Origin of the sequence: Pseudoalteromonas sp. Angola-4, from assembly GCF_028599265.1 — a bacterium.
GTDB classification, from domain to species: domain Bacteria; phylum Pseudomonadota; class Gammaproteobacteria; order Enterobacterales; family Alteromonadaceae; genus Pseudoalteromonas; species Pseudoalteromonas atlantica.
The window spans coordinates 154,154-167,516 of sequence record NZ_JAQREK010000009.1 but is presented as its reverse complement, the minus strand read 5'-3'; the positions used below and the strand labels follow the sequence as shown (position 1 = coordinate 167,516).

Annotated in this window: 12 protein-coding genes; 1 reads left to right on the top strand and 11 read right to left on the bottom strand. The window is 39.2% G+C overall.

What is annotated here, in order from left to right; translation table 11 throughout:
* Positions 1-236: 236 nt before the first annotated feature.
* The 5 genes from PSH48_RS12340 to PSH48_RS12320 form a co-directional block, all read right to left on the bottom strand.
* The gene (locus tag PSH48_RS12340; protein WP_273611666.1) at positions 237-779 is read right to left on the bottom strand and encodes a DUF6795 domain-containing protein; all 543 of its coding nucleotides are present in this window, start codon (positions 777-779) and stop codon (positions 237-239) included.
* Positions 780-1,648: 869 nt separating this feature from the next.
* A complete protein-coding gene (locus PSH48_RS12335) occupies positions 1,649-2,677 on the bottom strand; it encodes a hypothetical protein (protein ID WP_273611665.1) in 1,029 nt (342 codons plus the stop codon).
* Positions 2,678-2,687: 10 nt separating this feature from the next.
* The gene (locus PSH48_RS12330; RefSeq protein ID WP_273611664.1) at positions 2,688-3,116 is read right to left on the bottom strand and encodes a hypothetical protein; all 429 of its coding nucleotides are present in this window, start codon (positions 3,114-3,116) and stop codon (positions 2,688-2,690) included.
* Between the two features lie 149 nt (positions 3,117-3,265).
* The gene (locus tag PSH48_RS12325; RefSeq protein WP_273611663.1) at positions 3,266-4,240 is read right to left on the bottom strand and encodes a transposase; all 975 of its coding nucleotides are present in this window, start codon (positions 4,238-4,240) and stop codon (positions 3,266-3,268) included.
* A gap of 227 nt (positions 4,241-4,467) precedes the next feature.
* Complete coding sequence (locus tag PSH48_RS12320) at positions 4,468-4,707, bottom strand: hypothetical protein (RefSeq protein WP_273611662.1); 240 nt, start codon at positions 4,705-4,707, stop codon at positions 4,468-4,470.
* Positions 4,708-5,139: 432 nt separating this feature from the next.
* Here PSH48_RS12320 and PSH48_RS12315 point away from each other — a divergent pair, with 432 nt between their 5' ends.
* Positions 5,140-5,448, top strand: coding sequence for a hypothetical protein (locus tag PSH48_RS12315; protein ID WP_004587588.1), 309 nt, complete (start codon positions 5,140-5,142; stop codon positions 5,446-5,448).
* Positions 5,449-5,639: 191 nt separating this feature from the next.
* Here the strand turns inward: PSH48_RS12315 and thyX are convergent, their stop codons facing one another.
* From thyX to PSH48_RS12285, 6 genes are all read right to left on the bottom strand, one after another.
* Positions 5,640-6,410, bottom strand: coding sequence for an FAD-dependent thymidylate synthase (thyX, locus tag PSH48_RS12310; protein ID WP_273611661.1), 771 nt, complete (start codon positions 6,408-6,410; stop codon positions 5,640-5,642).
* Positions 6,391-7,308 (bottom strand): dCTP deaminase domain-containing protein, encoded by a 918-nt coding sequence (locus tag PSH48_RS12305; RefSeq protein ID WP_273611660.1) that lies wholly within the window; start codon positions 7,306-7,308, stop codon positions 6,391-6,393. The genes thyX and PSH48_RS12305 overlap by 20 nt, the downstream gene beginning before the upstream one ends.
* Positions 7,309-8,056: 748 nt before the next feature.
* The gene (gene gcvP, locus PSH48_RS12300; protein ID WP_273587180.1) at positions 8,057-10,948 is read right to left on the bottom strand and encodes an aminomethyl-transferring glycine dehydrogenase; all 2,892 of its coding nucleotides are present in this window, start codon (positions 10,946-10,948) and stop codon (positions 8,057-8,059) included.
* A gap of 154 nt (positions 10,949-11,102) precedes the next feature.
* On the bottom strand, positions 11,103-11,492 hold the full coding sequence (gcvH, locus tag PSH48_RS12295) for a glycine cleavage system protein GcvH (protein ID WP_004587592.1): 390 nt from the start codon (positions 11,490-11,492) through the stop codon (positions 11,103-11,105).
* 72 nt (positions 11,493-11,564) lie between these two features.
* A complete protein-coding gene (gene gcvT / locus PSH48_RS12290) occupies positions 11,565-12,647 on the bottom strand; it encodes a glycine cleavage system aminomethyltransferase GcvT (protein WP_004587593.1) in 1,083 nt (360 codons plus the stop codon).
* A 98-nt stretch (positions 12,648-12,745) separates the two neighbouring features.
* Positions 12,746-13,345, bottom strand: a complete 600-nt coding sequence (locus PSH48_RS12285; protein ID WP_004587594.1) for a hypothetical protein — start codon at positions 13,343-13,345, stop codon at positions 12,746-12,748.
* Positions 13,346-13,363: the final 18 nt, after the last annotated feature.

The window sequence follows — 13,363 nt, the reverse complement described above, 5'->3', positions numbered from 1 at the left end:
TCTGCGCCAGTAAGACCTTTACCAGCTTGCAGTTCAGCTAATGCTTTGTTGAAGTCGAAAGATTGAGTCATGTGTCACTCCTGTTTTCTTAATAATACTGAAATGACACAGATTTCTAAACACTACCAAGCAGAGCCCTCGACACCATCAGTTGTGTCAGTTGAATATGATATAGCAGCAAATCAAGCTGCTAATGAAGGAGTTAAAACTTGCATCATAATTATTTCCTTATATTTTTATTTAACATAATCGTTAGTTAGATTTAGGTGTTCATCAACATCAATAACTTCAAAGTCTTTATCCCAACGACAAATTGAAGTTCCCTCTAAGCTCATCTCTTCTCGATTACTAGAAAAGCTAAATAAAATGGCCTCATTATTAATATCAGCGTTAAGGCAACTTAATTTATTGTTAAATTCATCAATAGGGTTTTTCCCTATTAATGTCGCTCGCCAAATAATAAATTTTTTTCTATTAATAGTCGTGGTAATGTATTGATTAGTAAATATTTCTTTGAATGGTATGCTGGGTTCATCGGAACGAATCGTTTTTTCAGGAAATCTAAAACTACCATCGGAGTCTGTATAAACAAAATCTTTACGTGGCTTACCATCTGAGAAGCTAAGACTACGTAAAATCAATTGATTGCCAATTGGCTCACCATTATCTTTTAAACACCCGAATACTTCAGGAGATAGGTGTACTTTATCTGCACCAAATTTATCAAAAAAAGGTTGAATTTTCGCGCTGAAGTTTTGAATTTTGTCGATGACTGACACAATAACCTCTTGGAATATGATTGTTTTAGGAGGAATAATGTGTAATTTATTATGAAGATTACCCACAGTCCTTGTCGATATTAAAATATTTTGTAGGGTATTAAATAATATGCAATTAATTTTCGCTACTCTAACTGCTGCTGATGTAGTCTTTTAAGCCTCTTAATTACTTTAATGCTAAATTTTAAATATTTACTTTTGAAAAAGAGTAATAAAATTAAGTACTATAAATAAAACAGAAAGTTCTAAGCCATTAAAAGAAAAACCATCTCTCTGCTCGGTAACAATACCTATTATATAAATAAGGGATGAAATTATAGCACTACAAGCTAACAGGCTATAAATCTTTAGAACCAAGCATTTACCAATTGATAAAAGTACACCAAACAATATACATATTCCAACAAAAAAACCTATTACCCGCTGACCTAGCTCATCTACTGCGCTGTAAGGCCATAACATTATTTATATAGTGAATGCTAATGATGAATAGCTAAAAACACTCGCAACAATCGCCGCAGCACAGATTGAGCTATGTTTTAAATTGGAAATTTGGTCACTTGCTGACAATGCTTCAACCTTCACTCTCTAGGCTCTCAAGGACACCAATTGCAATACCCTTAATTTCCCCGTTATATGCAGTTCCTGTATAGTCAGGCTTGGGATCTAATCTTGACTTCATACATCAAACTATCTCGAAGTTTTTCGAACTGTAAGTTGACCTTATCATCTTCAATTATTAACTTATTTAGCCTGCATACCGTTTGGGATATGGCTGAATAGTGTTGAATATTAAAAATAATTTCTAACACTTTTAAATTTTAAAACTGTGGCCAAAATTAGTTGACCACTACAGAAGTCCATTGTAACTAGATATGACGAAGGTACCTTATACACTCTTTCTCAGAAGAAGACGTCCAACCACTATCCAATACCTGAATAAGAAAGTTTTTTAGAGCTTTATTTAGTGATAAAGCTTGCTTAATAAGAGGATACCTACCTGTTCTAATCATTCCTACATAAGCTAGTGCAATATCATCAACATCAGTGAAATATTTATCATTCAATTCAAAAAAAACAGCCATTACCTTATCTAATTCATACGTACACTCAGTAATTAAAGCACTTGCCATTTTATTCTCATGAGTAGATAAGACATTAGTAAAGCGAGGTATAAAACTTCTTGCAAATTTTCCATCAGGACCTGCAAGCTCAATATATGCTTGAACAGATATAATAGAGCCTAAAACACCTCCAACTACAACACCTACAGCTACACCAATAGGCCCAAACCAGATACCAGCAGTCGCGCCCCCAGCAGCGCCCCCAGCGAAACCTCCCCCAATGTTGGTTGCTTCACGCCCTGCAGTTTTAATTTTATTATTAGAACTACTAATATTATAAACGGCGATGCATATAGAAAGTACCCATAAACTTCGTCCGGCTTTGCCTAAATTGCTTGCTTTGACACTAACCTTAGGATTTGCCTTCCCTGCACTTTGAACTATCTTTTTATAAATTGATGAAGCTTCTGATTCGGTAAGCTCAGCGAAACTTTTACCGAACTGGCTTTTTGCATATTTATCTAATAACGTCTCTAAATTCAGACCTTTTGCCTTTAACTTAACTACTTTAGCTTTACCAATATCACTAGTTTTACTGCGAGAAACAGTCATTATTTCATTCCGCATCTCATTTGCAGCTACAGCTGCCTGTTTAGGCGTAATGACTCCAGCCTTATAAGCATTAACTAATTCCAAGGACATTTTTTTTGTCTGTTCCATATATAGTGCTCTTACTTTTGAGTCATTTATGAAACGACTACCAAAGTTAATCGCAGCTATTTCCATTTGCTTAATACTAATTTCTACATCTTTATCAGAAATAAACGAGTCCATGTTTGAAACCTTAATCTTTTATTGTTAAATAACTTGGTGATAATTTATTGGAGTAATGGACACCATTTGAAGGTATTATATGAGAGAAGTGTACTTTTTTTTTGTCTGCAATAATTAAATTATTTATCGATTCCCCCCAAAATTTAAATTCAATATTTTGATCATTTCTAATTATTAAATCTTTCAAAATCCCTGGCGAATATGGCTTCATCAGTTCAACACTTTCAATAACTTCACCTATTGAATCAACTAAAGTAATGTACAATGCCTCCTCGTATGGAGAATCATCTGAGGTAAAAAAAATATATGTGCAATTTTTTCTTCTAAATATTCTTTCTACCTTTTCTCCATATAATACCTGTTGGTTTTTCAGGCTATCTAAGCGCACCTGTAATTTTTCTTTGGTTTTATTTTCTGAGAAAGCTGTAATTTCTTCCATAATTAAATCCGTTTAACATTAGATATTAATAATATTATATTTTTCTTTGAGTAATGTATACTTCTGAGCAAAGTTGTTAAGATAAATTAAAAACTGCTTTATAGGAAATATAGAGTTTTTCTGTATTTTTATCAAAAAAAGGTTTGGGGTCAAATCTTGACTTCAGACATCAAACAATCTCGAAGTTTTTCCAATTGTAATTTAACCTTTTCATCTTCAACCATTGATTTATTCAACCTACCTACAGCTTTCGATATCGCCGAATAATGCTCAACATTAAAAACAGCTGCTAATGCCTGCAAATTTAACCCCGTTAAATCTTGGCATAATTTAATAGCAAACCAGCGTGGTAAATTTTTCTCTTTTCGCCCCTTTTTAACCGTTATAATCTCATTAACCTCAACATTAAAGTATTGAGCTAAGTAAGCTATAACTTCATCTGCTGAGTGATTTTTACTAACAAGCTTTCTTTCGCTATCAGGCTTGGCAATGTAGTCTTTTATACTTTCAATAAAGTCCTCACAACCTAAAACCGACAATAACTTTTTAGCACTATAAAAAGCGCTTATTTCTTTATTATTTTCATATTCAACAAACTGTTTGTACGCAGCATATTTACGCTTTTTTCCTTGAAGCGAAAATATAAAGTCTCGAACTAACCATTTCGGTGTCGCCGCTTTTTTGATGAAGGCTGAGTAGCTAGACCATTTATAGTCAATGAGTTCATCGACTAGCGATGTACTTGCTTCTATAGGGTTACGATGTATATAACGGCTAACATGGAGTAAGTAATTATCAGCATCCACCAACACCGCTTTGTAGCGACCTCTAAACAGTGCGCCATCTGTATTATGGGTTCGGTTAAAGTATTGAGTATAAAGGCCATTAATATGCTTCATGGCTCGGCCTAAATTTGCATCAGGGGTTTTGATTAGCAGGTGGTAATGATTGGTCATTAAACAATAAGAATGCACTTCAATATTAAAGCGAAGGCTTGCTTGCTCAATACAATATAAAAAATACTTAAAGTCGTCATCGCTCAAAAAGGTATTTTCACGCCCTCTTCCCCGATTCATTACATGATAAAACGCATTCTCATACTCTATTCGCAGCGGCCTAGACATAATAATAAACTCAATGAGTAATAAACTATAAATCTAGACCTTTGATGTCTGAAGTCAAGATTTGACCCCTTTGATTCTCTATTCGCAGCGGCCTAGACATAATAATAAACTCAATGAGTAATAAACTATAAATCTAGACCTTTGATGTCTGAAGTCAAGATTTGACCCCTTTGATTCTTGGTTTCAATGAGTAATAAACTATAAATCTAGACCTTTGATGTCTGAAGTCAAGATTTGACCCCTTTGATTCTCTCGCCTGTATCTACCATATAACTTATGAGTGTTTGCCAATCCGCTTGGCTATAACCCGCACTGCGCTCAAGGTTGTTTAAACTATGGCAACTAGCACAAAGCTGCTCAACTAATACCCCAGGCTCGTTACTCAATACAGGTAACGGCGCAGCTAAAGCCCCTAGCGCAACCATTGCAGCAAAGTGTTTATTAAATAAAAATAGATTTTTACGCATAACGCCCTCCCTTTTTTAATATTAAAGCATAGGGCGAAAGTGTTTACTATATGAGCACTTTTAGCTTTTAGCTTTTAGCTTTTAGCTTTTAGCTTTTAGCTTTTAGCAAAATGGTGTCGTTTTTACTTTCGGTGTTAAAATCATTATTTTGGGAGGGGTAATAGTAATTCAGATACGTTTTCCTGCTTAAAAAACTAAAACAAACTCCCCCTTCATATTAAACCAAATAGTTCGCGCTTTCGGCCAACGCGCTAGCAAGCTAAGCGCCTACAATAAATAACATTGTATTTAACTTTAGCTGTGGCTATTACATTGGCTATGCGTTGGGTTTCGCTTCGCTCAAACCAACCTACGGTTGTTGCATAGCTACAAGCTTGCGTATAATGCCCGCATTCTGGCTGTATGTATTAGCCGCTAATTTGGATTCTAATAATGAAAAAACTCTCTGCAGTGCAAGTAAAACAACAAGCACTTGTGCTTAACGTTGCCGATAAACTAGAAGCACAAGGGCGCGAAGAAATCCCTGGTATGTTGCAGTGCTGGTTTGATGTGGAATATCACTTATTTCCAAGTTCACTACTGCTTTGTTTTCAGTTTGAAAACGAACAAGCTTTAGCAGCCGCAGAGCCTGATTTATTAAAATGGCAAAAGCGTTTAAGCGCCGCAATGCTTAAAAAAGGCGTGATTTTAAAAGATATGCGTAAACATTTAGTGTTTACCTTAAAGGGGCCTGACGATTAAAGCAGGCCTATAATTAAGGGCTAGAGCAAAACATAGTCGCGCTATGGCGCTATGGGTTATAAAAATAAGTTTAAGCGCGTAAAAAAGGGCAATAACAATGCCCTTTTTTTTAAATGGGGTTACTGGGGCAGGTTTTGCATTTTTTCTTAATCACAAAAGACAAAAAGAAAGACCTGACCATGCTGATTTCTTTACCTCTTCACTAACTTAAAACTTCCATCTAACATTTCTACTTTCTTAAAATCATAAAACAGTGAAGGTGCATCGCAACAAACCATTTCGAACAACTTGCAAGCTACCTGTCTCATTTCCCAGTCACCTTCTAAGCAACCTCTAACCTCAAAAAAATGTCTCAACGCACGAGCATTGACTGTAATAATAATTTTACTTTCAGTTGCATTAGGTAGTGCAGATCTAGCAGCCGTTCTTAACTCCCTCAGTGATTCTTTATCTGTTAATTGACTTTTCTCAACAGTATTAATAATTTTTCTATATGTGGATAAGCTTCGATATATATCATCAGCCCATTCAGTAAATAACTCTTTATTTTTTTTGATCGATGGAGGTACTACAAATAGAGCATCAGACTCATCATGGTATTGTTGAGAAAGCTGGCTATATGCAAATCCTACGCGATGTCGAACGAGTTGATGAGTGAAACCTCTAGATACTCCTGACAGTAAAACTGTCCAATTTACATGCTCTAAGACACTTTCATGTCCTTTAGAAATAAGGTTCGCTATGTAAGATTTATTGTCTCTTGGTGACTGCCTATTTTTTCCAAATGACAGATAGCACACCCTACCTGATACTTCTACAATCTCCTCAGCCTCTGTTCCACCACTTCTAACCCAATCTAATCCCTGACTTTCAAGAAAACTGATTAAAGCAGTATCATCAAAACTTGGTCGACTAATGACAACAGCGTTAAAGTCCGCACATTTAATTTTCAATTTTTTCAACTCCTTTCTTTTGACTAATTTCTGGAGTTAACTCTTTATCTAGAATATTAAATAATTTTTTCACATCAGATGAAAGATTTTGGATTTGAGAATCCTTTCCATCTATTTTTAATCTGAGGTTCTCCAGTTGGTTATTTTTGTCTGCTAAATCAGTTTTTAGTGCCGCAATTTCTATCTGCTGCTGATTATTGATACGTTTTAGTGGTTCAACATGCTCCAGCTTGAAAGCATCAATAGCTTTATTTGTAAATATTTGCTCACTAAGTAGCGGAACTAAAGTAAAAAACAAAGCGACAATGCTAATGACCACACCTCCCCACAATAATGCTTTATTTCTAATAACTGAGTTAAGCAAATCAGGCATCCTAGTATCCAAATTAGCGAAGTCTTTGCTCAAAGTTAAAACTTGCTCCTTACTAACACCTCCACCTGAAATATTACTTTCACCAACATCCCCATTAATGTAATACAGTAACAAAGTAGCTACCTTGCTACCCTTTTTCAATCTCACTGGGGACTTCCCCATGTTAACCAAATAAACACTAATATACCCAGAAAACAAAGGATCAATATGACCGGGGTTAGTCATTATTACTCCTGACTTAGACATTGAGTTTGGAGGAAAAATAATTCCACCTATCATTGAAGGTAAGTCGAACCTTTCAGCTACTTGAATAACAATTGTTTGACCGGGTTCTAAATCAATCAAATCTAAACCTGCATTGCCAATATCTATATTTGAATTAGATATTGTTTTGTCCGCTGTATAAATCGACTTGATAGTTAAATCTACTGAGGACGCCTGCGTTCGATTTTTGATATCCTCTGTTGAGCTTCCATCAACGCTCAAAATATTTTCTTCATCAATAAGTTTTATAATTTCGCTGCGTCCTAACACATTTTCTCCAAGTTAAATATAAACTTAATGGCTATAGTATAATGCTCCTATCTTAACAAGATTTAATCTACAATTTCTTCCATATATCAAATCTATTTGAGATATGTTTATAGAAAAATACCAAAACCAGAACCAAATGGGGTCACCCATTATTAATGGCATGAGGTTTAACATACCGAATTATCAGAAAATACCAAAAGTTTAACAACCTCCCCGTCATCACGACCTGAAAATAAGCAATTGATGAGTAATATCGCGCATGAGGCGCGATAAGGCGAAACTAGTCCAGAGATGAAAAGCGCAGCTTTGAACGAGAAGCCATGGATGGCCGAACTGGGGAGCGTACAGGGATATGAAAGACGGTCTATCTTCGCCGTTTACGTTCACATTAATAGTAGTTTGAAGGAAATAGCGTGATGCTCGGGTGAAAAACATTCGCGGCTAAAGCCAGCTCCTACAGAGAGGGGGTCAACGGCAGCCCCTCTTTGGCTACCGTCGCCAGCGCGAAAAAGCCTTGAATAAGGTTTCTAATTTCTGAAGTACCAAACGTATTCGTGTTATCTGTAATAGTAACCTCAAACACCAACCGCAATTAAACAACTTTTGGGCTGCGCCCAACACGCCAGCAAGCTGTGCGTCTACAATGTTTAAACACACACAAAAAAGCCGTTGCATTACTGTAACGGCTTTTATAATTATGATAAATCCCACTCTACAGTGGAACTTACTACCCATTAAAATTCAAAAATTAATCGCGATAAGTCTCAACCGCTGGGCATGAACATACTAAGTTACGGTCGCCGTATACGTCATCTATACGTGTAACGGTTGGCCAAAACTTGTCTTTAGCCACCGAAGGCACTGGGAATGCAGCGTAAAAACGATCGTACGCGCGGTCCCATTCGTTACCAAGTACGTCAGCTTGTGTATGTGGTGCAAACACAAGTGGGTTGTTTTCGATTGACCATTCGCCAGAGATTACTTTGTCGATTTCGCCTTTGATTGACACCATAGCTTCGATAAAGCGGTCTATCTCACCTTTTGATTCAGACTCAGTTGGCTCAATCATTAACGTGCCCGCTACTGGGAACGACATAGTGGGTGAATGGAAGCCGTAATCTTGCAAACGCTTAGCTACGTCCATTTCAGTAATGCCTGATTGCTCTTTAAGTGGGCGTAGGTCAACAATACATTCGTGCGCAACGCGGTTGTTACGGCCGCGGTATAAAATTGGGAAGTGCTGGCTTAACTCGTGTGTTAAGTAGTTAGCATTAACGATCGCCATTTCAGTGGCTTGTTTTAAGCCCTCTGAGCCCATCATGGTAATGTAAGCCCATGAAATAGGTAAAATAGCGGCTGAGCCGTAAGGCGCTGCTGATACTGCACCGTTGTTAATGTTTGTACCCGGTACGTTAATTACGCTGTGGTTTGGCATAAATGGCGCAAGGTGCGATTTAACACCAATTGGGCCTACACCTGGGCCGCCGCCACCGTGTGGAATACAAAATGTTTTGTGCAAGTTTAAGTGCGATACATCTGAGCCAATAAAGCCAGGGCTTGTTACGCCTACTTGCGCGTTCATGTTTGCGCCGTCCATGTAAACTTGGCCGCCGTGCTCGTGCACAATGTCACAAATTTCGCGAATGGTTTCTTCGTAAACGCCGTGTGTAGATGGGTATGTGATCATAATACACGATAAGTTTTCAGACACTTCTTCAGCTTTCGCTTTAAGATCTGCCATGTCTACGTTACCGTTTTTATCGCAATCAACTACTACAATTTTCATGCTGGCCATTTGCGCAGATGCAGGGTTAGTACCGTGTGCTGAGCTTGGAATTAAACATACGTTACGGTGCGCATCGCCACGTGACTCGTGGTATTTACGAATAGCAATTAAGCCTGCGTATTCACCTTGTGCGCCAGAGTTTGGCTGAAGTGAAACGGCATCGTACCCAGTAATGTTAACTAGCCAGTCGTGCAGCTCGTTAATCATTATTTGGTAACCTTCGGCTTGATCGAGCGGGCAGAATGGGTGCAAGTTTGCAAATTCAGGCCATGTAATTGGGATCATCTCAGCGGTCGCGTTTAGTTTCATGGTACATGAACCTAACGAGATCATTGAGTGGTTAAGCGCTAAATCTTTGTTTTCTAGGCGCTTAATGTAGCGAAGCATGTCTGTTTCGCTGTGGTAGCTGTTAAAGTTTGGATGCGTTAATACTTCGTCATCACGTACTAAACTAGCTGGAATAGAGTCGCTACCGTTTGCTTCAATATCGGCTGCAATACTATCTACGCTTAGGCCATGGCCTTCACCTAGTACAATATCAAATAGCTCAGCTACATCGGCGCGTGTTGTAGTTTCTGAAACCGAAATAGAGTATTCGCCGTCGTGGTTTGTTGCAAAGTTAACGCCTTTGGCAAGTGCACGCGCTATTACGTCGTCTTTGCTGTCGCTAACTACTGTTAGTGTATCAAACCAGGTGCTGTGTTTAAGTGCTACACCTTTAGCTTTTAGGCCTGCAGCTAAAATATCAGCAAAGCGATGTATACGCTGCGCGATAGTTTTTAAGCCTTGTGGGCCGTGGTACACCGCGTAAAACGCGGCCATGTTGGCAAGTAGTACCTGCGCTGTACAAATGTTTGAGTTGGCTTTGTCGCGGCGAATGTGTTGTTCGCGCGTTTGCATGGCCATACGGAGTGCGTCGTTACCTAAACGGTCTTTAGATACGCCAATAATACGCCCAGGTAATGAACGTTTGTATGCGTCACGCGTTGCAAAAAATGCAGCGTGTGGTCCGCCGTAACCCATAGGTACACCAAAACGCTGAGCCGAACCAAGTACTACGTCGGCACCTAATTTACCCGGTGCTTTTAAGAGTAATAAGCTCATAATGTCGGCAGCAACACAGGCAATGGCCTTTTTGCTTTGTACGCCGGCAATTAGGTCGGTTATATCGACCACTTCACCTGATGTAGATGGGTATTGGAAAAGTGCGCCAAAAATGTCGTGGTTAACGGCATCTTCTGCTTTACCTACAATTATTTCAAAACCAAACTGCTCAGCACGGGTGCTTACTACGTCAATAGTTTGTGTGTGTACGTCGTCGGCAATAAAAAAGGCATTGGCTTTTTTAGCTTTAGATACGCGTTTTGCAAGGCCCATTGCCTCAGCAGCAGCGGTTGATTCGTCAAGTAACGAGGCACTTGCTAAATCTAGGCCTGTTAAATCTAGGGTCATAGTTTGAAAATTTAATAACGACTCTAAACGCCCTTGCGCAATTTCTGGCTGGTACGGCGTGTACGCAGTATACCAACCTGGGTTTTCTAGTACGTTACGTAAAATTACGTGCGGTACGTGCGTTGGGTGGTAGCCTTGGCCAATGTACGATTTGAAAACTTTATTTTTGCTTGCTACCGATTTTAAGTAGCTTAGTGTTTCAACTTCAGTACGGCTTTCGCCAACTGTTAATGGCTGCGCTAAGCGAATGCTTGCAGGTACAGTTTGGTCGATCAGCTCTTGCACACTTGATACTTCTAAAGCACTTAGCATATCGCTTACTTGTGCTGGGCTTGGCCCAATGTGGCGGCGAATAAAATCTTGCTTTTGCTCTAACTGTTCAAGAGATTTGGCGTTTGACATGCGTCTAGATTCCTATGATCCTAAATACTAACGGGTAATTAGTATTGATTAAAATATGTGATGATTTAATAACGTACTGTGTATGGGAAGTAGGCCGTTAAATCATAAAAGCCCCAAAAACAGTGAATGGGGCTTTTGTCATCTACTTAGAGTATTACTCTTCGTCGATTGTGTTAGCGTAGTCTTCTGCGCTAAGTAGGTTTTCAAGCTCTGACTCGTCAGTTGCTTTAATGCGGAATAACCAGCCGTCACCGTATGGGTCGTTGTTAACCGTTTCTGGTGCGTCTTCTAGCTCTTCGTTAATCGCTACAATTTCGCCGCCAACTGGTGCGTAAATGTCTGATGCAGCTTTAACCGACTCTGCTACTGCACAGTCTTCGCCCGCATCTACTGCATCGCCTACTTCTGGTAGTTCTACAAATACCATGTCGCCAAGCAGCTCTTGCGCATGCTCAGAAATACCCACAGTAAATGTACCGTCACCTTCGTTGCGAACCCACTCGTGAGAAGAGGCGTATTTTAAATCGCTAGGGATATTGCTCATTATTTTGTTCCTTTGGTTTATATTGGGAGGATACCAATCACAATAATTATTGTGATTGGTATAACCAAATTTTTAAATGATTGATTTGCCGTTACGTACAAAGCTAGGCTTTACTACTTTAACGTTAACTAATTTTTTGCGCATTTCTACTTGGGCTGTATCCCCTGTTGAACGCGGTACACGTGCAAGGGCTACACTAAAACCAAGTGTTGGTGAGAAAGTACCTGAGGTAATTACCCCTTCTCCACCTTCAACAATTACTTTTGAGCCGCTACGCAATACGCCTTTTTCTTCAAGCACTAAACCAACAAGTTTATGGGTGCTTTTTTCGGCGCGTTGCTTAACAAGTACGTCACGACCAATAAAGTCACGATCTTCTGGTTCCCATGCAATAGTCCATGCCATGTTAGCTGCAAGTGGCGATACGCTTTCGTCCATATCTAGGCCGTAAAGGTTCATACCTGCTTCTAAACGTAGCGTGTCGCGTGCACCTAAACCGGCTGGCGCTACACCTGCATCTAGCAGTTGTTGCCATAAATCGGCTGCTTGCTCGTTCGGTACTACAATTTCGTAACCGTCTTCGCCAGTATAACCCGTTGTGGCAATAAATAAATCACCCACTTGTACGCCAAAAAATGGCTTCATGCCTTCAACGGCTGCTTGTTGCTCAGCATTTAAAAGTGTGGCTGTTTTTGCTTTTGCGTTAGGGCCTTGTACTGCAATCATTGCAAACTCTGGGCGCTCAGTTACGGTTACTGTAAAGTCGGCAGATACTTTAGCTAAGTGAGCTAAATCTTTTTCGCGGGTGGCAGAATTTACCACTAAGCGATAAAACGTTTCGCTAAAGTAGTAAATAATTAAATCGTCGATTACGCCGCCTTGCTCGTTAAGCATGCCCGTGTAAAGCGCTTTACCTGGTACGGTTAATTTTGCTACGTCGTTTGCTACTAACTTACGTAAAAATGCTTTTGCTTGTTCGCCTTCAATATCAACAATGGTCATGTGTGATACGTCAAACATACCTGCATCGGTACGCACTGCATTGTGTTCTTCTATTTGTGAGCCGTAGTTGATTGGCATTTCCCAGCCATGAAAATCAACCATTTTTGCGCCTGCTTCAAGGTGCTTAGCATGTAGTACAGTTTTAGAAGTCATAACATTCCTTCACTTTTAAATTAACCCTGTGCGGGCGTGGCTTAAATAGATTTAACTAAACAGGCAAACACGGTTATGTTTACCGGTTATTTTATGTATTAGGCAGCTTCGTTTTGCATTAGGGCAAAACCTTGTGCTTGTAAGTGCTGTTGCCATTTTTGTAGTTCTTGTTGCTTGGCTACTAACACAAAGTGCTGTTCGTCGTTTTTATCTATGGCGGTAATAAATACTTCGCCGCTTTGCGCGCCATAACATAGTTGCGGATTTGATAAACGCAGCCCTGGCGTTAATTTAAACGCGCTAATTAAGGTATCAAATGCGTTTGCTCCACACAGCGCAAGGGTTGCAAGGTCGCTACGTAGTACATAATCAATATCAAAACGAAGTTGCTGCTCGTTTATAAGTGCTTGTAATTGCAAGCTTGCGCTGTGCGGTAATACAAATCTAAATGCGGTTTCGCTAAAGTAATAAACGGCAAAGCTGTAATCAGAATTTAAATCACCATCTAGCGTGCCTTTTAGGCCTAAGCCGCTGGCTGTAAGCTTTGTGAGATCTAACCCTAAAATAGTGCTTAAAAATACACTGGTTTCACTGCCACTAAAATCCATTACAACGAGGTTGTTATTTGCTTGCACGGCATTGGTAACTGCACTTGCAGCATTGCTGTGGCGGGCAAACATTATTGGGTTAAAAGTCATAACAAACACCTGTGTATT

What these genes read in the sequence shown, in the direction of transcription:
- PSH48_RS12335 (WP_273611665.1), bottom strand. Translation starts at nt 2,677, where the DNA reads ATGGACTCGTTTATTTCTGATAAAGATGTAGAAATTAGTATTAAGCAA.
- PSH48_RS12330 (WP_273611664.1), bottom strand. Translation starts at nt 3,116, where the DNA reads ATGGAAGAAATTACAGCTTTCTCAGAAAATAAAACCAAAGAAAAATTA.
- PSH48_RS12325 (WP_273611663.1), bottom strand. Translation starts at nt 4,240, where the DNA reads ATGTCTAGGCCGCTGCGAATAGAGTATGAGAATGCGTTTTATCATGTA.
- PSH48_RS12320 (WP_273611662.1), bottom strand. Translation starts at nt 4,707, where the DNA reads ATGCGTAAAAATCTATTTTTATTTAATAAACACTTTGCTGCAATGGTT.
- PSH48_RS12315 (WP_004587588.1), top strand. Translation starts at nt 5,140, where the DNA reads ATGAAAAAACTCTCTGCAGTGCAAGTAAAACAACAAGCACTTGTGCTT.
- gcvP (WP_273587180.1), bottom strand. Translation starts at nt 10,948, where the DNA reads ATGTCAAACGCCAAATCTCTTGAACAGTTAGAGCAAAAGCAAGATTTT.
- gcvH (WP_004587592.1), bottom strand. Translation starts at nt 11,492, where the DNA reads ATGAGCAATATCCCTAGCGATTTAAAATACGCCTCTTCTCACGAGTGG.
- gcvT (WP_004587593.1), bottom strand. Translation starts at nt 12,647, where the DNA reads ATGACTTCTAAAACTGTACTACATGCTAAGCACCTTGAAGCAGGCGCA.
- PSH48_RS12285 (WP_004587594.1), bottom strand. Translation starts at nt 13,345, where the DNA reads ATGACTTTTAACCCAATAATGTTTGCCCGCCACAGCAATGCTGCAAGT.